Here is a 19,218-nt window from a genome sequence, read left to right as displayed (position 1 = left end):
CCACAACCCCACACCCCGGGCCACAACCAGGCCCAGGCCGGAGGCAAGGGCGCGGGGCTCAGGAGCACGGTCGGCGCGGGACCAGGACCAGGACCGGAGGCTGGGCCGCGGCCCAGGACCAGGACCAGGGTCGGCGCGGAGGCGTGGCCAGGGCCGGGGCCGGGGCCAGGGGCGGGGTCAGGGCAACGGCCAGGGGCAGGGGTCAGCACGCCGCGCAGGGGGTGCCCCAGATCGCGGGCCAAGGGGACGGTCGTAACGGCGGGCGGCCACGCACGGTGGACGGCCGTTTCCTGGAATGTCGCCCGCCACGTACGGCGGGTGGGGGTGGGGGCGGCTCGCCGTAAAGCATCTAAGGCCTTTATCGCATCAAAAGGGTTGTAAAACAGCTCATGGGGATAGATGTCGGCGCAGGTTGGTGAGGTGGATGCGCCAGCCGGCACGGTGGTCGGCGGCGGTGGCGGGGCCGTCGGGGAGGTGGTTCCAGCCGACCTCAAGCACCCGGACCACCGTCCCCGCCTCGGCCGGAGTCAGGGTGATCTCGACGGCGGTCGCGACGGGCCGGTCGGTGTAGGACCAGGTGAAGCGGAACATCCGCCCCTCCTCCACCTCCGTCACCACGCCCTGGGTGAGCATCGGGTGGCCGGAGTCGTCGCTCCAGCGCTCCTCGACCTTGCCGCCCGGGGTGACGTCGAGGTCGATGTAGCCCCACCACTCGGCGCGGTCGAGCGCGTCGGTCAGGGCGCGCCACACGCGCTCGGGCGGGGCCGGGATGAGGAGCGACTCGTCGACGATCATGCGAAGGTCCTCTCCGGCGCGAGCTGGCGGCGCAGCGCGGCGGGCGTGTGGCCGAGGTGGCGGCGTACGGTCCGGGTCAGGTGCGCCTGGTCGGCGAAGCCCAGGTCGGCGGCGAGCGCGGCCAGGCTGGTCTCGCCCTGCTCCAGCCGGTCGAGGGCGCGGCCCACCCGCACGCGGTTGCGGTAGTGGGTGAGGGAGACGCCGACGACGCCGGTGAAGGCCCGGCTGAGCTGGAACGGCGACACGCCCAGCAGCGCGGCCAGCGGGAGGAGACCGGCGGCGGCGGGGTGATCGGCGTCGATCGCCGCCCTCGCGCGCCCGACGATCGCCTCCGCCGCGCCGCCGCCCGGTGGTGCGGGATGGGTGCGCAGGGTGGCGCCGAGCAGGGCGAGCAGCGCCTCGGTCAGCGCATATGGCACGTCGCCCGTGCGCGCGGCCCCCAGCAGGCGGCGATGGGCCAGGTCGAGCCCGCCGTCCACGTAGACGGCCGAACGCACCTCCCGCCCGTCCGTCAGCTCCCGCCACAGCCCCGCCGACACGCACAGCGACGTGCACTCATCACCCCCGGCCGGATGCGCGAAGTGCTCCTCCTCGCCCGGCCTGCCCACATACGCCATCGTCGGATCCACGTCGGCGGCCCGCCCGTCGGCCATGCGCCGGAAGCGCCCCCGCCGCGCCAGCACCACCCGGAAGTCGGAGCTGACCTCCGCCGCGCCCCAGCGGCGGTGATCGTCGGCACAGGTCACCGCGTCGAGGGTGAATCCGGGCCCCGAGCCCAGGCGGACGCTTGAACGCATGCCGGGAACGTTACGCGGCGGGTACGACAAACTCGCAAGGATGTTCAAGACCGCCCGGAGCCCCAGGCGGAAGGCTGGCTGCCATGAGCGACACGATCTCCATCTCGTCCATCGTCATCAACAGCGCCGACCCCGTCGCGCTGGCCGCCTTCTACCGCAAGGCCACCGGCTGGCAGGTCACCTCGGACGACGCCGACTTCACCACGCTGAGCGGCGGCGCGGTGACGGTGTCGTTCCAGCGTGTGGCGGGCTACCAGGTGCCGGTCTGGCCGCGGCCGGGTGGGCACCACGTCCACCTCGACCTCACCGTGGCCGACCTCGACACGGCGGTCAAGGACCTGGTCGCGCTGGGCGCGGGCCGGCCGGAGGAGCAGCCGGGCGGCGGTGACTGGGTGGTGCTGACCGACCCCGAGGGGCACCCGTTCTGCGTGATGGCGGGCTGACCGTGGCCTCCGTACGGATCTCGGCCGTGGTCGGCGCGTCCGCCGCGACGGTGTGGGCGGCGCTGCGGGAGGTACACGACCTGCCGAGCCTCGCGCCCGGTTTCGTGGTGAAGAGCGAGCGCGACGGCGAGCGCCGGGTCATCACGTTCGACAACGGGGCGGTGGCCACGGAGCTGGTCGTCGACGTCGACGAGGCGGCCCGCCGGGTCGCCTACGCGGTCGTGGACAGCCCGCTCGGGCTCACACATCATCACGCGACCTCGCAGGTCACGGCGGCGGGCGAGGGGCGGTGCGCGTTCGCCTGGCACGCCGACTTCCTTCCGGCGGACCGGGAGCCGGTCGTGCGGGCCTTCATGGAGCGCGGGCTGGCGGCGGTCGTGCGGGCCCACGCGAACGTCCTCGACTAGAATCTCATTCTGTGTCCCAAGCCTTCTTCGAGCTGAAGGGCGGGGAGTTCCTGCCCGCCCCCCACGCCCACAGCCCCTGGTCCCCCGACATGCTTCACGGCCGCCTGCTCGGCGGGCTGGCCGCCCGCTGCCTGGAGCGGGAGCACCGCTCGGACGGGCTGCGCTTCGCCCGGCTCACGGTCGACCTGTTCAAGAACAGCCCGATGCTGCCCGTGCGGGTGGAGACGGTCCGGGTCAGGGACGGGCACCGGATCCGGGTCGCCGACGCCACCCTCAGCACCGGGCAGGGCGTGATCGGGCGGGCCTCCGCCGTACTGCTGAGAGAGGGTGAGCAGCCCGGCGGCGAGCGCAACGACACACCGGCGTGGGACGAGCGGCCGCCCCAGCACCCGCCCGCCGAGCTGGGCTGGCGGCCGCCCTTCGACCTGTGGCGGCTGACCGCGTGGGACACCGCCGAGCCGCGGCGCGTCTGGATGCGCGAGAACCGGCCGCTGGTGGGGGAGGAAGAGCTCAGCCCGTTCGCGCGGGCGGCGCTGGCGGCCGACTTCGCCAGCCCGCTGAGCGGGTCGGGGACGCTCGGCGTGCAGTTCATCAACGCCGACTTCACGCTCACCCTCGCCCGCGAGCCGGTCGGCGAGCTGATCGGCATGCAGGCCGCCGGGCACCTCAGCGCCGACGGGATCGGCACCGGCGACTGCGTCCTGCACGACGCGGACGGGCCGATCGGCTACTGCGTGGTCACCGCCGTGGCCAACCCGGTGCCGCTGGGCGCGGGCTAGGTCAGCTGCCGATCGTCGCGGTCACCAGGCTCCACTCGACGCGGGCCGCGCCGTCGGCCCAGTGCGCGGCGTGGGCGCGCTCGCGGCTGTCCTGGGCCACCCAGGAGACGCCGGTGTCCTTGCCGTCGCGGGACAACCGCGCCACGCCCGCGCTGTCCACGCTCACCCGCCAGACCGCGGGACCGCCGGGGTGCGTGTGGACACGTTCCCACCGCTGCGAGCCCTTGCGCATCGCCCGCACCTCCGAGCGGCCGATGGAGAGCATCAGGCGTTTGGCGCCGTTCGCCACCTCGGTGTCGAGGTTGCCGTCGATCGCCTCCCCGAGGAACTCCACCGTGAAGTCACCGGCCGTCACCGGCTGCGTCACGCTCGTCCCGCGCAGCGCCAGCGGCCGTGGCCACGCCGCCAGGCAGTCGGTCACTTCCAGAAACTCCGGCTCCCCGTGTACGGTCACCCGCCCCGCCGGCACGCGGGCGCTCCACGCGAGATCGGTGCCCAGCAGGGTGGCTCGGCCCTCGCGGTCCACCAGCACCCGCCACGGGCCGGGGCGCGAACGGGTCAGAAGCCTGCCGTCCTGGTAGAGCCCGTCGTCGCGCCACTCCAGCACCATGCCGCCGACGTCCACCGCGAACCCGGCCCCGGCGGCGGTCACCGCATATGGCCCCTGCGGCCCCGGTTCCCAGACGCCGCCCCGCCGCGTGCGCACGCCGGTGAAGCAGGTCGCCAGGTCGAGCGTGGCGGTGCGGATGGCGCTCCGGTCGTGCTCCCAAACGACGCGCAGCTTGCCGGGAGCCTCCTCTTCGGCGCCGGCGTGGACGTCCCAGCCGCGCGCGTCCCCCGTCGTCAGCCTCGGCCCGTCGGCGAACAGCCGCCCCGGACTCCACGGCCGTCCCGGCTCCTTGACCTTGAAGTGCAGCACCTCGCGGTAGTGATCGGGACGATCGCCGCGGTACGGCCCGGCCAACGTGTTATAGATCGTGACATATCGGCCTTTGGAGTCTTTGGTGAAGAAGCCCTTCCCGAAGGAGTTGGGCAGGTTCTCGTCCAGCACCATCGGCGTCCAGGTGAGGCCGCCGTCGCGGCTGAGGCAGGTGGCCGAGTACGCCGGGCGGGTGCGGTAGTAGGCGTCCTTCTGCTCCGGTGTGCCCTCGACCAGCGTGCGCACCACCATGAGCAGCGCGTCCGGATCGTCCTGGGAGAGCACCACCTGCGGTTCGTCGACGAGGATTCCGCGTGGCGGCACGGCCAGCCCTCCGCGCCGCCACGTGCGCAGGTCGGACGAGCGCAGCACGCCCGCTCCCGCGCGCTCGAAACACGGCAGCAGCCAGGCCCCGCGATGACGGACCGGCTTGCCCGTCACCACGACGCCCCGTCCGTTGCCGGGAACGTCCACCTCGATCGGCCAGTCGGTCCAGGTCGCGCCGCCGTCCGCGCTGTGCTTGGCGGTCAGCTCGACGGGGAGGTCCTCGCGCGTGCGGTCGATCCGGCCCAGGAGGGCGAAGAGCGCGCCGCCGTCGTTGAGGAAGATCACGTTGTGGTAGCCGTGGGCGGCTGTGGCCGCCGCGAGGGTGCCCGCCGTCCACGTACGCCCGCCGTCGTGCGAGCGCGCCAAGCCGATGGAAGCCCGGTCGCCCGGCCCCGCGCGCCAGCCGGCCACGATCCGCCGCTCGCCGAGCACCGCGACATCGGGGACCCGGTGGGCATCGAGGGCCGGTCCGCCGCCGGGCGGCGTGCGCACGTCGGCGAACACGGTGACAGGGCCGCCGACCCCCGGACCCGCCACGTCCACGTCCATGGCGCAAAGCCCAGTCGAAGCGGACGCCGGGGGCAAGCGATGTCAGCCGATGTTCAGCGGTTCTTCGCCCGACTGGCCCCTGCGGGTCAGGAGCCGGTGGCGCGCTCCTTGCGGTCGCCCGACCAGTCGGTGTGGAAGGCGCCCTCGCGGTCCACCCGGTGGTAGGTGTGCGCGCCGAAGTAGTCGCGCAGGCCCTGCACGAGCGCGGCGGGCAGCCGGTCGCGGCGCAGCCCGTCGTAGTAGGCCAGCGCCGAGGAGAAGCCCGGGGTGGGCACGCCGATGCGGACCGCGGTCGTGACCACGCGCCGCCACGCGTCCTGCGCGGCGTTGACCACCGAGGCGAACTCGGGGGCTGCCAGCAGCGTCGCCAGATCCGGGTCGGCGTCGTAGGCGGCGCGGATCCGGTTGAGGAAGCGGGCCCTGATGATGCAGCCGCCGCGCCAGATGGTGGCCATGGCGCCGGGGTCGACGTCCCAGCCGTACTCCTTGGAGGCGGCGGCGATCTGGTCGAAGCCCTGCGCGTAGGCGACGATCTTGGAGGCCAGCAGCGCCTGCCGTACATCCTCGATGAGCTCGCGGCCCCCCACGCCCGACAGCGACGGACCCTCAAGCGAGCGGGCGGCGGCGCGCTGCTCCGGGTGGCCCGACAGCGCGCGGGCGAAGACCGCCTCGGCGATGCCGGTCACGGGCACGCCCAGGTCCAGGGCGCTCTGCACGGTCCAGCGGCCGGTGCCCTTCTGCTCGGCCTGGTCCACCACCACGTCCACGAACGGCTTGCCGGTCGCCTCGTCCACCTGGTCGAGCACCTGCGCGGTGATCTCGATGAGGTACGACTCCAGCTCGCCCTTGTTCCACTCGCGGAAGACCTCGGCCAGCTCGGCGGGGGTCGCGCCGAGCGCCTGGCGCAGCAGGTCGTAGGACTCGGCGATGAGCTGCATGTCCGAGTATTCGATGCCGTTGTGCACCATCTTCACGAAATGCCCGGCGCCGTCGGGGCCCACGTGCACCGCACACGGCACGCCGTCCACCTTGGCCGAGATGTCCTGAAGGATCGGCCCGAGCGCCTCCCACGACTCCACGGAGCCGCCCGGCATGATCGACGGGCCGTTCAGCGCGCCCTCCTCGCCGCCGGAGATGCCGGTGCCGACGAAGTGGATGCCGCGCTCGCGCAGCGCCGCCTCGCGGCGCCGGGTGTCGGCGAAGTGCGCGTTGCCGCCGTCGACGATCATGTCGCCCGGCTCCATGTGCTCGGCCAGCTCCTCGATCACCGCGTCGGTGCCCGCCCCGGCCTTCACCATGATGATCGCGCGCCGCGGCCGCTTCAGCGACGCGACGAACGCCGCCACCTCGTGCGCGGGTATGAACGTCCCCTCGCCGCCGAACTCGTTCACGAGGTCGTCGGTACGGCTGGCCGTCCGGTTGTGCACCGCCACCGCGTACCCGTTCCTGGCCAGGTTGCGGGCCAGGTTCCGGCCCATGACCGCGAGGCCCGTTACGCCGATGTCTGCCAAATCCATGTTCAGGCTCCTTTGCCGGTGATACGCACGATCAAGCCCGGGGGTTCGGAGGGATATTCCCCATGCAACCATGAGGCATATGCGAACCATCATCGCGGGTGGACACGGTCAGATCGCGCTGCGGCTCGCGGCGCTGATGGGCAAGGACGCGGTCGGGCTGGTCCGCAACCCCGATCACGTCGCCGACGTGGAGGCCGCCGGCGGCTCCGCCATCGTGTGCGACCTGGAACACGCGTCGGTGGAGGAGGTCACCTCGCTCCTGGCGGGCGCCGACGCCGCCGTCTTCGCCGCCGGCGCCGGGCCGAACAGCGGGGCGGCCCGCAAGGACACCGTGGACCGGGGCGCCGCTGTGCTGCTGGCCGAGGCGTGCGAGCGGGCGGGCGTGCGCCGGATCGTCCAGATCTCCTCGATGGGCGCCGGTTCGCCGCCCGACCTGTCACGCGGTGAGGTGTGGGCCGCCTACATCACCGCCAAGACGGCGGCCGAAGACGACCTGCGCGCCCGCGACCTGGCCTGGACCATCCTGCGCCCCGGCCGCCTGACCAACTCCGACCCGACCGGCTCGGTCCTGCTGGAGCCGTCGGTGCCGGGCGGGTCGGTGCCGCGCTCCGACGTGGCCGCGGTGGTGGCCGAACTGCTGCGCTCGGGTGCGGGGGTGGGCGACACGCTGGAGCTGATCTCCGGCCCGGTCCCCATCCACGAAGCCTGCGCCCGCTACATCCACTAACACTCCCACACCGCCCTCCACACGTCGCCCAACCCTCCAGGCGTGTCCGCCGACCCGCGTCTTTCGGCGCGTCCCCCGCGCGTCGCTCTCCGCGCGCCTACGCGTCGCCCGGATCGCGCACAGGCGTCGCTCTCCACGCCGCGTCCCTCCGCACGGGTCCCACCCAGGCGCAGGTCCACCCACGCGTTGCGCCCTCAGGGTTGACCGCCCTGGAGGTTGTCCGAGGCGGTAGGAGGGTTTGGGAACTTTGCGGAAACCTGGGGTTGTTTGTCCGGGTTTCCGGTAATGGGCCTTTCCGGAGAGGGGAGAGGTCATGTCGGAAGCATCGCCGTTCGGGTCGTTCTTTGGCAGGGATCCGTTCCGCGGGTTCGAAGAGCTCACAGGCCGGGTCTTCGGCGGGATGGACGCCTGGCCGCCCTCCCGCCCCAGCGTTCAGCGCGTGGACGTGGGCAAGCTCCTCAGCCAGTCGGCCCGCGAAATGCTGACCAGCGCCCTGGAGATCGCCGCCCGCCGCGGCGCCCCCGACCTGGACGTGCTCGACCTGCTCGACGCCGCCACCCAGGACGACCCGGGCCGCGCGCTGCTGCAGACCGCGGGCGTGGACGCCGACCGCCTCCACGCCCGCATCGCCGCCCTCACCGGAGCCGGAGCCGGGGCCGACGCCGCCGGCCAGCCGCCCGACACGTTGAGCCCGGCGGCGAAGCGGGCCATCCTCGACGCGCAGCGCGTGTCCAGAGCCCTGGGTTCTTCCTACATCGGCCCCGAGCACCTGCTGCTCGCCCTGGCCGCCAACCCGGACTCCAGCGCCGCCCGCCTGCTGGCCGAGCAGGGCGCCTCGGCCAACGAACTGCAGCAGGCCCTCATGTCCGGCGCCGCCCAGCCCGGCCGCCGTACCGAAAACGCGACCAGAAGCTCCGGCGAGACGCCCGCCCTCGACGAATACGGCCGCGACCTCACCGAGGAGGCCAGGCAGGGCAAGATCGACCCGGTCGTCGGCCGTGAGGACGAGATCGAGCAGGCCATCGAGGTGCTCTCGCGCCGCACCAAGAACAACCCGGTCCTCATCGGCGAGCCGGGCGTCGGCAAGACCGCGATCGTGGAGGGCATCGCCCAGCGCATCGTCAACGGCAGCGTCCCCGACACCCTCAAGGACCGCCGCGTCATCGCCCTCGACCTGACGGGCATGGTCGCCGGCTCCAAGTACCGGGGCGAGTTCGAGGAGCGGATCAAGAAGGTCATCGACGAGGTACGCGAGCACGCCGACGAGACCATCGTCTTCATCGACGAGGTCCACACCCTGGTCGGCGCCGGCTCCGCCGAGGGCGGCATGGACGCGGCCAACATCCTCAAGCCCGCCCTGGCCCGCGGCGAGCTCCACGTCATCGCCGCCACCACCATCGACGAGTACCGCAAGAACATCGAGAAGGACGCGGCGCTCGAACGCCGCTTCCAGCCGATCCTCGTCCCGGAGCCGACGGTCGAGCAGACGGTGGAGATCCTCGCCGGCCTTCGCGACGCCTACGAGGCCCACCACCAGGTCCGCATCACCGACGAGGCGCTGGACGCCGCCGCCACGCTCTCCGACCGCTACATCTCCGACCGGTTCCTGCCGGACAAGGCGATCGACCTCATGGACCAGGCCGCCGCCAGGGTACGGCTGCGCGCCCGCACCCCCGGCGCCGACGTACGCGAGCTGGAGGAGCGCCTCGACAGCCTCCACCGGGAGAAGGATCAGGCCGTCTCCAGGGACGACTTCGACCGCGCCAAGGAGCTGACCCGCGAGATCGACAAGCTCCGGCCCGAGCTGGAGAGCGCCCGCCACGGCGACGACAGCGTCCCCGAGGTGTCGGTCGCCGACATCGCCCAGGTCGTCTCCCGGCGCACCGGCATCCCGGTCGCCCAGCTGACCGAGCAGGAACGCGACAAGCTCATGCGCCTGGAAGAACACCTCCACCACCGCGTCATCGGCCAGGACGAGGCCGTGGTCGCGATCGCGGAAGCCGTTCGCCGCGCCCGAGCAGGGCTGTCGGACCCGAACCGCCCGATCGGCAGCTTCCTGTTCCTCGGCCCGACCGGCGTCGGCAAGACCGAACTGGCCCGCGCCCTGGCCGACGCGCTGTTCGGTGGCGAGGACCACATGGTCCGCATCGACATGAGCGAGTTCCAGGAACGCCACACCGTCTCCCGGCTGATCGGCGCGCCGCCCGGATACGTCGGCTACGAGGAGGCCGGGCAGCTCACCGAGGCCGTCCGCCGCCGCCCGCACGGCGTGATCCTGCTCGACGAGATCGAGAAGGCCCACCCCGACGTCATGAACATCCTGCTCCAGATGCTCGACGACGGCCGCCTCACCGACGGGCAGGGCCGTACCGTCGACTTCACCAACACGATCGTCATCATGACCAGCAACATCGGCGCCCAGCTCATCCTCGACTCCACCAGCGACGAGGCCGAGCTGGAAGAGCGCCTCATGGACCTGCTACGCCACTCGCTCCGCCCCGAACTCCTCAACCGGATCGACGAGACGATCATCTTCAAGCGCCTGGAGAAGGAGGAACTACGCCAGATCGTGGACCTCCTCCTGGAAAAGACCCGCCGGCGCCTGAAGGGCCAGGACATCGGCATGGAGGTCACCGACGCGGCCAAGGACTGGCTGGCCGAGAAGGGCTACCAGCCGGAGTTCGGCGCCCGCCCGCTGCGCCGCACGGTCCAGCGGGAACTGGACAACCGGCTGTCCACGATGGTGCTGACCGGCGAGGTGGGCGAGGGCGGCACGGTAAAGGTCGACGTCGGCTCCGACGACCGCCTTATGCTCCAGGCCACCACCCCGGAACCAGCCGCCACCGCCCAGGACGTCCCCGAACAAAGCCTGGAATCCTCCCCCTAACCCGCCCCGTCCCGAGGCGTCGGCGGACTCCGGGTCGTCGCCTCGCGCCCTTCCACCTCTTGCCGCAGCCCATCAGCCAGGGCGGCGCACTTCACCACCCTGGCTGACACCTCGGCCGGATGGGCGGCTCGCCCCGCCGCCTTGGCCGAGTGCCCCTGGCATGCGAGCCTCGCCAGGGCCTCGCCAGGGCCTCGCCAGGGCTTCGCCGCGCGGCGCTGCGGCTCTTGCCCCTGCGGGCGTGCGGCCCTTGCCCTGTGGCGCCGCGGCTCTGGCCCGGCGTCCGGGCTTCGTGGCGTGTGCCCTTTGGCAGGTGGCCGCGGCCCCGGGTTGCGGTGGGGTTCTGGTCTGTGGTCTTGGGCGGCCGTGCCGGGTTGGGGTCGGGTTGGGGTCTGTGTCTTGGCGGGGGGTGGGAAAGGCTGGGTGGCCCGTGGGGTGTGGGGGGATCTGGTAGTTATGGTCGGGTGCGAATTAAGCCCTTGGCCGCGCTCGCGGCAGCCGTACCCCTGGTGGCCGGATGTGCGGCCGGAGCCGCCGGGTCGTCGTCGAGCGCGCAGAGCAGTGCGCACCCCCTCGGATCCGGCACCGCCGGCGGCACGGAAAGCTCGAAAGTGACCCCCTCCAAGACACCTGCCGTGAACAAGACGCCTGCCCTGAAGCGCCCCAAGGTGCCCGCGGGCACCACCGCGGGATATGTCGTGTTCGACCGGACCACCGGGAAGATCGTGGTTCACCAGAACGCGCGCAGGAAGTTCCGGTCGGCGTCGGTGAGCAAGATCCTCATCGCGATCGACTTTCTGGAGAGCCACAAGAACGTCCCGGCCGGCGATGCGCGGCTGCTGCGGATCATGCTGAGGTCCAGCGACGACGGCGCCGCCACCTCGTTCTGGAACCGGGGCGGCAAGGGCGCGATCATCACCCGGATGGCCCGCAAGCTGCGCCTGGCCGACACCACGCCGCCGCCCGCCTCGAAGCCCGGTTTCTGGGGATACGTGTCGCTGAGCGCGTACGACGTCGTCAAGACCTACCGCTACCTCCTCGACACCGCGGACCCGCGCGTTCGCGACCTCGTCCTCGGTCATCTGCGCAAGTCAACGCGGTGCGGCACCGACGGCTTCGACCAGTCGTTCGGCATCCCTGGCGCGATCCCGCGGCCGTGGGCGGTGAAGCAGGGGTGGTCGGGGTTCGGGCTGACGCCTCCGGTCCGGTGCGCGAACACCGCCGCGGCGGCCGAGATCATCCCCGCCTCGGTCGGCGCGCCGGTCGGTGGCGGCCCCATCAGCGTCCTGGCGGCCAACGCCCGCGGCACCACCGTCCCCGACTACGGCCACCCCGTGCTCCACACCACCGGCCTGCTCGGCAAGGACGACCGCCTCATCATGGCCCTGCTCACCGCCCACCCGGCCGCCGGCACCTGGGACGCGTCGGTGAAGCGCATCAACAAACTCGCCGCCGACCTGTATCGGCGCGTCTCCTGACTGTCCTGTCTCTCCGCGTGTCCTGACCGCGCGGTCCTTCTCCTGGCTTCTGGGTTACGGCTACCGCCCCCCAACCCGCACCGCCGACCCCGGCCGGCGCCCGTCGAGCGCCGCCGGTGAGGGCTCACGGCGTACTCGCCGCAACGCCGCCCTCTTGGCCGGTTCCCTGGTCAGGACGTTCCCCAATGCCCCCTCGGTTCCCTGGTCAGGACGTTGGCCAACGCCGCCCGCTGGTCAGTTCCCTGGCCAGGAGGTTGTCCCCGCCCTCAAGGTCAGACCGCGGGCTCAACGCGTGAGGACGAGGCGGCCGCCGGGGAATTGTCGGTGGGCGGGGCTAGGGTCGGGCCGTGATCACTGTTGAGGATGTGCGGCAGGTGGCGTCGCGGTTGCCGCGGTCGTCGGAGCATCTCATCCGGGACCGGGTCAAGTTCCGGGTGGGCAGCATCGTCTACGTGGCCTTCTCCAGAGACGAGACGATCATGGGGTTCGGGTTCCCGAAGGAGGAGCGGGAGGCTCTGGTGGCGGCGGAGCCGGAGAAGTTCCTGATGCCGTCGCAGGGTGACATGCGCTACCAGTGGGTCCAGGCCCGGATGGCGGCGCTGGAGGTGGACGAGATGCGGGAGCTGGTCGTGGAGGCCTGGCGGATGACCGTGCCGAAAAAGGTGTATGCGGAATATCTCGCGGCGCAATGAAATATCATTCTAAAACGCGGTGCATCTAATTAAATGGGACTAGCCCGGCGATCATCCGTCTGATAGATATTTCGCTCTGGTCATGTGAGCGGTATCGAATATCGGGCTTCCACTAAGGGTGAATCATGCGGGCGCTAGCCGACGAGCTCTTCCTGGTCGGCTGGGACACCACGAGCACGGGGCGTCCCCGGCTGCATGTCCAGGGAGTCGAACTGGGCCTGGCAGGCGCACTCATCGGTGAGCTGGTGCTGGCCGGGCGGGTCGGGGTGCGCGGGTCCACGGTGCGGCTGGTCGATTCTCGGCCGGTTCAGGAGGTCGTGGCCGACCGGGTGCTCGCCGACATGGGCAGCATGCCGCAGCACACGGATCTGCGGACCTGGCTGGTGTACCTGTCGCAGCGCGCGGTCGACGACGTGTCCGGGAGAATGATCCTGGCCGGATTCCTAGAACGTGAAGCGCCGAAATTATGGCGGCGCAAGCCCGGCCGCTTTTTCGCCACGGATTTCGGTCCGGCCGCATGGCCCAGAACCCGCCTCCACATGGCGCTCACCCGATGGCAGCCGCTCGACCCGCACGACATGGCGCTGGCCTCGCTGGTGGAGGCGTGCGGGATGACGGACGTCGTGGTCGAGGACCCGGCCGAGCGGCGCACTGCCCGCCGCCACCTCACCACCGTCCTGGCCGCGCTGCCGCCGCAGCTGACCGACCTGGCCCGCCACGTCCACGCCGCCGTCGGCGACGCCGTCCTGACCTACCGCACCTGACCGGTCCCACCCCATGCCCACACACCGCCCGCCCGCCTCCCCCCGGCGCCCCCGCCCACCCCAACCCCCCGCATCCCCCGAAGGCCCCGCCTTACCCCCAAGCCCCCGATCACCGCACGCCGCCCGATCACCGCACGCCGCCCGATCACCGCACGCCGCCCGATCACCGCACGCCGCCCGATCACCGCACGCCGCCCGATCACCGCGCAGCCCCGGTTTGCCGCGACGCCGTGGGACACCCCCAGGTCGCGGGCTGCCCCCAGGCCGCCGGTTACCTCTGAGCTGTGGGTTACCACTAAGCCGTGGGGTTGCCCCCAAGCCGTGGGACACCCCCAGGCCGCGGGCTATCCCTGAGTCGTGGGTTGACGCTGGGCCGAGGGTCCCCCTAAGCCGCGGGACACCCCCAGGCCGTGGGTTGCGCCCCAACCGTGCGTCACCCCCAGGCCGCGGGTCACCACCAGGCCGTTGGTTGCCCCGGAGACCTGGGTTGCCAGGAGGTCCCGGGCTGCCGGACGCCTGTGAGCGCGCGGCCGGGCGGCGGGCGTACCGGCCACTGAGAAGTGGAGCGGCCGGCGGCGGGCGTGTCAACCACTGACCTGCAGCATCCAACCCCTCCTCACAGAAAGGATGCCGATGGAAACCCCCCAGCCAGACCCGATCACCCGCGCTCTGGCCGCCGATCGGCTCGGCGCCCCCTCGGTCGTCTACTTCGTCCTCTCGGCCGCCGCCCCGCTCACCGTCGTGGCGGGCGTGATGACCACCGGCTACAGCGTGACGAAGATCACCGGTCTCCCGGTCGCGTTCCTGGTGGTCGGACTGGTGCTGGCGTTGTTCGCGGTCGGTTACGTGGCGATGGCCCGCCACATGGCCAACGCCGGCGCCTTCTACACCTACGTCAGCCGCGGCCTTGGCCGCCCCGCCGGCATCGCCTCGGCCTGGGTGGCGCTGATCGCGTACAACTCCCTCCAGGTCGGCCTCTACGGCGCGTTCGGCGCGGCGGCCACGCCCATCGTCGAGCGGTGGTTCGGAGCGGCGCCGCCCTGGTGGGTGCTGTCGCTGATCGTCTGGGCGCTGGTCGCGGTGCTCGGCGTCATGCGCGTCGACCTGAACGGCCGGCTCCTGGCCATCCTGCTGACCCTGGAAGTGGCGGTCATCCTGCTGTTCGACTTCGCCGACCTGGCCAACCCGGCTCCCGGCGGCCTGTCGCTGGAGACGTTGTCGCCGGGGGCGTTGTTCGTGCCGGGCGTGGGGGCGCTGCTGGTGATCGCGACGCTGGGTTTCGTGGGGTTCGAGTCGTCGGTGGTGTTCTCCGAAGAGAGCCGCGACCCGCGCCGCACGGTGCCCCTCGCCACCTACTCCTCGGTCGTGATCATCGCCTGCCTGTACGCCCTGTCGGCCTGGGCCATGACGGTCGCCACCGGTCCGGGCAACATCGTGGCCACGGCCACCAGGGACGGCGCCGAGACGATCTTCGTCCTGGCGGGTTCGCACCTGGGATCGCTGGTCGTGGACATCGCCCGCGTCCTGTTCGTCACCAGCGTGTTCGCCGCGATGATCTCCTTCCACAACACGACCGCCCGCTACTTCTTCGCGCTGGGCCGCGAGCGCGTGCTGCCCGCGGTGTTCGGCCGCACCCGCCCGCGCAGCGGCGCGCCCCAGGCGGGCTCGATCGCGCAGAGCGTGCTGGGCCTCGTGGTGATCGTCGTGTATGCGGTGCTCGACCTCAACCCGCTGGTCCAGCTCTTCTTCTACGGCGGCGCGTTCGGCGGCTTCGGCGTCCTGCTGCTGATCTTTACCACGTCGATCGCGGTCATCATGTTCTTCGTGCGCGAGCCGAGCGGGGAGAGCGCGCTGCGGAGGATCGTCGCGCCGGTGCCGGCGGCGATCCTGCTGGCGGTGATGGTGTGGCTCGGGTACACGAACATCGACGCGCTGCTCGGGGTGCCGCCCGGCGACCCGCTGACCTGGATCCTGCCGCTGGTGTATGTGGCGGGCGTGGCCGTGGGCGTGATCTGGGCGCTGGTGCTGCGTGCCCGGCAGCCCGCCGTCTACGCCCGGGTCGGCCTCGGCGCCAAGGCCGTCACCGCGCACGAGGCGGCCCGGTGAACGTGCGCCGGGCCGGCGCGCACGAGGCGGAAGCGGTCGCGGAGCTGATCGCGACCGCGTTCGCCGAGCTCAAGGTGGTCCGCTACCTCGTGCCCGAGCCCGAGCGCCGCCAGCGGGTCATGGCGGCGAACTTCCGCATCTTCGCCGAGCACGGGATGATGGAGCATCACCATGCCGCGCTGGGCACGACGCCCGCGTACCTGGAAGCCGGCAGTGCCCGCGCCCTCTATGCCCGGCACGGCTACGAGGTGCGGCAGCCGTTCGCGATGCGGGACGGGACATTGTTCTGGCCGATGTGGCGAGCGGCGCCCTGACGGTTACGGCGGGCCGGGGCCTCGGGTCCCGGCCCGGTCCGGCCGCATAATATGGCGATCATGGAGGAACCCGACTGGCACGGCTGGCACACCGGCTACGACTCCCCAGGTTCTCTGTTGTGGCGCAGGCTGCGGGTGGTGCGCGCGGCGATCTCCGGCGTGCTCGACGACGGCGCCCGCAGCGTGGTCAGCCTCTGCGCGGGCCAGGGCCGCGACCTGCTGCCCGTCCTGGCCGACCACCCCGCGCGGGCCGGTGTCAGTGCCCGCCTGGTGGAGCTCGACGAGCGCAATGTACGGCTGGCGCGGCAGTCGGCCCCCGAAGGGGTGGAGGTCGTCACGGCCGACGCCGCGCTCACCGACGCCTACACCGGAGCCGTCCCCGCCGACCTGGTCCTGGTCTGCGGGGTCTTCGGCAACATCACCGACGCGGACGTCCGCCACACGATCGGCTGCCTGCCGATGTTGTGCGCGCCGGGCGCCACCGTGATCTGGACCCGCCACCGCCGCGAGCCCGACCTGGGGCCGCAGGTGTGCTCGTGGTTCGCCGAGGAGGGCTTCGAGCTGCAGGGACTCACCCAGGAGGACTTCACCGTCGGCGTCCACCGCTACGCGGGCCCGCCCCGCCCGCTGGAGCCGGGCCTGCGGATGTTCACCTTCTGAGCGGGCGAGGTCAGGTGGTGGCCAGCGACTCCTCGTAGGCCTTGAGCACCTGCTTGCGGCGCTTGGCCGGGAGGCGGTCGATGTAGAGGTGGCCGTCGAGGTGGTCGCTCTCGTGCTGCAGGCAGCGGGCCATCAGGCCGGTGCCCTCGACGGTGACGGGGGCGCCGGTGACGTCCTGGCCGTGGACGGTGGCGACGTCGGCGCGGGGCAGCGGCGCGTACTGGCCGGGCACCGACAGGCAGCCCTCGTCGCCCGGGTCGAGGTTGCGCTCGCCGACCGGCGGGAGTTCGAGCGTGGGGTTGACGACCACGCCCACCTGGCGCTCGCCGTCGGCGTCGGGGCAGTCGTAGACGAAGACGCGAAGGCCGACGCCGATCTGGTTGGCGGCCAGGCCCACGCCCTTGGCGGCGTACATGCTGGCGAACATGTCGTCGACCAGCGCGGCCAGTGCCTCGTCGAACCGGGTGACCGGCTCGCAGGGGGTGTGCAGCACCGGATCCCCGACGTACACGATCGGACGGACCTCTCCCACGACGGACGCCCTCCCTAGATGCGAAAGATTCGCAACAAGTGTACGACAAAGAGAGTCTCGCTAGATGAGACAAACGTTCCCAAATTCTGAGACCAAGTTAGAGTGACCCTCATGTACACACATGGCCACCACGAGTCCGTCCTGCGCTCCCACCGCTGGCGCACCGCCGAGAACTCGGCCGGATACCTCCTGCCCCACCTCCAGCCGCACATGACCCTGCTGGACGTGGGCGCCGGCCCCGGCACCATCACCGCCGACCTGGCCACCCGCGTAGCCCAGGTCACCGCCGCCGAGGTCACGGAGGAGGCCCTCCAGCTGTCCCGCGACGAGGCGGCGGCCAGGGGAGCGGGCAACATCGACTTCGCCGTGGCAGACGTGCACGCGCTGCCGTTCCCCGACGACACCTTCTGCGTCACGCACGCCCACCAGGTGCTCCAGCACGTGGCCGACCCCGTGGGCGCGCTGCGCGAGATGCGACGCGTCACCAAACCGGGCGGCATCGTGGCCGTGCGAGAAAGCGACTACGCGGCATTCGCGTGGTACCCGGAATTGCCGGAACTCGACGAGTGGATGAACATCTACCAACGCGCCGCGAGAGCCAACGGAGGCGAACCAGACGCCGGCCGCCGCCTGCGGTCATGGGCAAGGCAGGCAGGCTTCACCGACGTGAAGACCACCTCGTCCACCTGGTGCTTCTCGACACCGCAGGACCGGGAATGGTGGGGCGGCACGTGGGCGGAGCGCGTCGTCTCCTCCGCCCTGGCCCACCAGGCAACCTCAACCGGCCTCGCCACGGAGCAGGACCTGGCGTACCTGTCAGAGGGCTGGCGCACCTGGGCGGCCGACGAGGACGGCTGGTTCTCCATCCTCCACGGCGAACTACTCTCAAGAGCTTGAGCAGCGGATCAAGGGCGGAGTCGTAACGGCGAGCACCCCGTGAGCCCTCACGACCGGCGCTCGACAGACCCCAGCCCACGACGGCGAGTCCGGGCAAGCGGGCGCAAGCCGTAACAGATTAGATGCCGAGAGTGGGAGTGCGTTGCCAGCTGGGGTCGCGGTAGAGGACCACGTCGGTGCCGTCGAGGAGCTCGTCGGGGGCGGAGATCATGGTGATCTCGCCGATGGACTGGAGCTCCAGGAGCAGGTCACGCACCCTCGGCCCCACGGGAAGCCGCCCCACCGGCAGGTCGAGACCCGAGCGGATCGTGTCGGCGATCTCCGACAGCCGGAACGGCCCGTCGAACCCGGCGATCACCCCCCGCACCGTGCTCATCGTGATCAGCTGCTCCGCCTCGGAGTGCGCGAGCTGCCAGATGATCTGCTCCCTGCGCCCCCCGCTGCCCGCGCAGTTGGTGCAGGGCCGGGTGACGCCGGGCGCCATGGTCTCCTCGCCGGAGCCGAGGCAGCCGGTGCACCGGTCGTTCTCGGCGGCGTGGAGCTCGGCGGGCATCCGGTCGGCGAACGAGGCGCCGCACGAGCAGGCGTAGGCGTCCGCACCGAGCAGGACGCCGGGAGTGGGCGAGATGGTGTGGTTCATCGTCGATGACTCTACTTGCTAGAGTCCCCCGACCTGGATGTTGTGGAGGAAGTGTGCTCTTTCGCCCCTCGGTCGAGTCTGATCTCGACCGCCTGCTCGCCTGCGCCGTCGACGACGGCATCAGCTGGGCCGACCCTGACCGCCTGACCGGCTTCCTGGCCGACGGGCAGTACCGGCACGACCATATCTGGATCGCCGAGCAGGACGGGCGTGTCATGGCCCGCGCCGTCTGGTGGAGCTTCGCCGCCAGTGACAAGCCGATGGCGCTCGACTGCGTCTACGTCGATCCCTCGGTGGAGGACCGCGTGGCGCTCGCCGCCGACCTGCTCTCCCACGCCCACGAGGTGTACGGCACGCGCCCCGCCTACCATGTGTTCCTCCCGAACGGCTGGCGCGAGCGCCCCGCCGTCGCCGCGGCCATCGCCTGGCGGCAGGAGGCGGCGGCCCGCGCCGGGCTGACGTTCGAGCTGGAGCGGCTGCGCTACGAGTGGACCCCGGCCGATCCGCTGCCCGCCGCCCCCGGCAGGCTGGTGTTCAGGAACGAGGACGACGACGAGGTGTTCGTCGAGGCGTTCCGGCGGGTCGCGGAGGGCACGCTCGACCACGAGACGCGCCAGGCGCTGGCCACCATGGACCCGGCCGATCAGGCCAGGCAGGACGTCGAGGACTACAAGTCGATGCCGGGCGAGCGTTCGTGGTGGATGCTGGCCCACACTCCGGGCGGCGACCTGGTCGGCATCGCGCTGCCGTCGGCCAACAACGGCGGGCCGGTGGTCGGCTACCTGGGTGTGGTGCCCGAGCACCGCGGCCACGGTTACGGCGACGACCTGCTGGCGGAGATCACCAGGTTCCTGGCCGGGCGGGGCGCGGCGCGGATCGCGGCGGACACCGATCTGGGGAACGTGCCGATGGCGCGGTCGTTCGAGCGGCTCGGCTATCGGAACTACTCGATCCGCCTGGTCCTCTCACCCGCCGAGTAACCCGACAAAAC

Annotated in this window: 20 protein-coding genes; 13 read left to right on the top strand and 7 right to left on the bottom strand. The window is 71.8% G+C overall.

Annotation, left to right across the window (positions count from 1 at the left end; all coding sequences use genetic code 11):
* Positions 1 to 387: 387 nt before the first annotated feature.
* Positions 388 to 795, bottom strand: a complete 408-nt coding sequence (locus HNR40_RS19845) for an SRPBCC family protein (protein ID WP_184963374.1) — start codon at positions 793 to 795, stop codon at positions 388 to 390.
* Positions 792 to 1,592: a helix-turn-helix domain-containing protein gene (locus HNR40_RS19840; protein WP_184963372.1), complete on the bottom strand. Its 801-nt coding sequence runs from the start codon at positions 1,590 to 1,592 to the stop codon at positions 792 to 794. Before HNR40_RS19840 ends, HNR40_RS19845 begins: the two co-directional genes overlap by 4 nt.
* Positions 1,593 to 1,675: 83 nt before the next feature.
* Here HNR40_RS19840 and HNR40_RS19835 point away from each other — a divergent pair, with 83 nt between their 5' ends.
* The 3 genes from HNR40_RS19835 to HNR40_RS19825 are packed head-to-tail and all read left to right on the top strand — an operon-like array spanning position 1,676 to position 3,221.
* Entirely contained in the window at positions 1,676 to 2,035 is a 360-nt protein-coding gene (locus HNR40_RS19835) for a VOC family protein (RefSeq protein WP_184963370.1), read from the top strand.
* Between the two features lie 2 nt (positions 2,036 to 2,037).
* Positions 2,038 to 2,442 (top strand): SRPBCC family protein, encoded by a 405-nt coding sequence (locus HNR40_RS19830; RefSeq protein WP_184963368.1) that lies wholly within the window; start codon positions 2,038 to 2,040, stop codon positions 2,440 to 2,442.
* An 11-nt stretch (positions 2,443 to 2,453) separates the two neighbouring features.
* On the top strand, positions 2,454 to 3,221 hold the full coding sequence (locus tag HNR40_RS19825; protein ID WP_312896432.1) for an acyl-CoA thioesterase domain-containing protein: 768 nt from the start codon (positions 2,454 to 2,456) through the stop codon (positions 3,219 to 3,221).
* Between the two features lies 1 nt (position 3,222).
* On the opposite strand, the gene HNR40_RS19820 is transcribed toward HNR40_RS19825, so the two are convergent.
* Together HNR40_RS19820 and gnd are read right to left on the bottom strand one after the other, a co-directional pair.
* The gene (locus HNR40_RS19820) at positions 3,223 to 5,016 is read right to left on the bottom strand and encodes a sialidase family protein (RefSeq protein ID WP_184963366.1); all 1,794 of its coding nucleotides are present in this window, start codon (positions 5,014 to 5,016) and stop codon (positions 3,223 to 3,225) included.
* Positions 5,017 to 5,102: 86 nt separating this feature from the next.
* The gene (gene gnd / locus HNR40_RS19815; protein WP_184963364.1) at positions 5,103 to 6,533 is read right to left on the bottom strand and encodes an NADP-dependent phosphogluconate dehydrogenase; all 1,431 of its coding nucleotides are present in this window, start codon (positions 6,531 to 6,533) and stop codon (positions 5,103 to 5,105) included.
* A gap of 79 nt (positions 6,534 to 6,612) precedes the next feature.
* Between gnd and HNR40_RS19810 the strand changes: the two genes are divergently transcribed.
* From HNR40_RS19810 to HNR40_RS19790, 5 genes are all read left to right on the top strand, one after another.
* The gene (locus HNR40_RS19810) at positions 6,613 to 7,260 is read left to right on the top strand and encodes an NAD(P)H-binding protein (RefSeq protein ID WP_184963362.1); all 648 of its coding nucleotides are present in this window, start codon (positions 6,613 to 6,615) and stop codon (positions 7,258 to 7,260) included.
* Between the two features lie 313 nt (positions 7,261 to 7,573).
* Entirely contained in the window at positions 7,574 to 10,147 is a 2,574-nt protein-coding gene (locus tag HNR40_RS19805) for an ATP-dependent Clp protease ATP-binding subunit (RefSeq protein ID WP_184963360.1), read from the top strand.
* A gap of 632 nt (positions 10,148 to 10,779) precedes the next feature.
* Complete coding sequence (locus HNR40_RS19800; RefSeq protein ID WP_184963358.1) at positions 10,780 to 11,622, top strand: D-alanyl-D-alanine carboxypeptidase family protein; 843 nt, start codon at positions 10,780 to 10,782, stop codon at positions 11,620 to 11,622.
* A gap of 347 nt (positions 11,623 to 11,969) precedes the next feature.
* Complete coding sequence (locus tag HNR40_RS19795) at positions 11,970 to 12,314, top strand: MmcQ/YjbR family DNA-binding protein (RefSeq protein WP_184963356.1); 345 nt, start codon at positions 11,970 to 11,972, stop codon at positions 12,312 to 12,314.
* A 125-nt stretch (positions 12,315 to 12,439) separates the two neighbouring features.
* Positions 12,440 to 13,078: a GOLPH3/VPS74 family protein gene (locus tag HNR40_RS19790; protein WP_184963355.1), complete on the top strand. Its 639-nt coding sequence runs from the start codon at positions 12,440 to 12,442 to the stop codon at positions 13,076 to 13,078.
* Here the strand turns inward: HNR40_RS19790 and HNR40_RS57860 are convergent.
* Entirely contained in the window at positions 13,066 to 13,281 is a 216-nt protein-coding gene (locus tag HNR40_RS57860) for a hypothetical protein (RefSeq protein ID WP_376773488.1), read from the bottom strand. The genes HNR40_RS19790 and HNR40_RS57860 overlap by 13 nt on opposite strands.
* 430 nt (positions 13,282 to 13,711) lie before the next feature.
* Between HNR40_RS57860 and HNR40_RS19780 the strand changes: the two genes are divergently transcribed.
* Genes HNR40_RS19780 through HNR40_RS19770 form a run of 3 tightly spaced genes read left to right on the top strand, consistent with a single transcriptional unit; the run spans position 13,712 to position 16,158 of the window.
* Positions 13,712 to 15,184 carry an APC family permease gene (locus HNR40_RS19780; protein ID WP_246509274.1) on the top strand — a complete coding sequence of 491 codons (1,473 nt, stop codon included), beginning with the start codon at positions 13,712 to 13,714 and terminating at the stop codon, positions 15,182 to 15,184.
* Positions 15,181 to 15,498 (top strand): hypothetical protein, encoded by a 318-nt coding sequence (locus HNR40_RS19775; protein WP_184963350.1) that lies wholly within the window; start codon positions 15,181 to 15,183, stop codon positions 15,496 to 15,498. Before HNR40_RS19780 ends, HNR40_RS19775 begins: the two co-directional genes overlap by 4 nt.
* 60 nt (positions 15,499 to 15,558) lie before the next feature.
* Positions 15,559 to 16,158: a class I SAM-dependent methyltransferase gene (locus tag HNR40_RS19770; RefSeq protein WP_184963348.1), complete on the top strand. Its 600-nt coding sequence runs from the start codon at positions 15,559 to 15,561 to the stop codon at positions 16,156 to 16,158.
* A gap of 10 nt (positions 16,159 to 16,168) precedes the next feature.
* On the opposite strand, the gene def is transcribed toward HNR40_RS19770, so the two are convergent.
* Positions 16,169 to 16,690 (bottom strand): peptide deformylase, encoded by a 522-nt coding sequence (gene def / locus HNR40_RS19765; RefSeq protein ID WP_184963346.1) that lies wholly within the window; start codon positions 16,688 to 16,690, stop codon positions 16,169 to 16,171.
* Between the two features lie 111 nt (positions 16,691 to 16,801).
* On the opposite strand from def, the gene HNR40_RS19760 reads away from it, so the two are divergent.
* Positions 16,802 to 17,587: a class I SAM-dependent methyltransferase gene (locus HNR40_RS19760; protein WP_184963344.1), complete on the top strand. Its 786-nt coding sequence runs from the start codon at positions 16,802 to 16,804 to the stop codon at positions 17,585 to 17,587.
* A gap of 118 nt (positions 17,588 to 17,705) precedes the next feature.
* Here HNR40_RS19760 and HNR40_RS19755 read toward each other — a convergent pair whose 3' ends face one another.
* Positions 17,706 to 18,227, bottom strand: a complete 522-nt coding sequence (locus HNR40_RS19755; protein WP_184963342.1) for a hypothetical protein — start codon at positions 18,225 to 18,227, stop codon at positions 17,706 to 17,708.
* Between the two features lie 53 nt (positions 18,228 to 18,280).
* Here HNR40_RS19755 and HNR40_RS57240 point away from each other — a divergent pair, with 53 nt between their 5' ends.
* Positions 18,281 to 19,207, top strand: coding sequence for a GNAT family N-acetyltransferase (locus tag HNR40_RS57240; RefSeq protein WP_184963340.1), 927 nt, complete (start codon positions 18,281 to 18,283; stop codon positions 19,205 to 19,207).
* Positions 19,208 to 19,218 lie beyond the last annotated feature (11 nt).

The sequence above is a fragment of the Nonomuraea endophytica genome (assembly GCF_014203235.1).
Classification (GTDB): Bacteria; Actinomycetota; Actinomycetes; order Streptosporangiales; family Streptosporangiaceae; genus Nonomuraea; species Nonomuraea endophytica.
The sequence above is the reverse complement of the archived record's forward strand: the minus strand, read 5'-3'. Positions and strand labels throughout refer to the sequence as shown.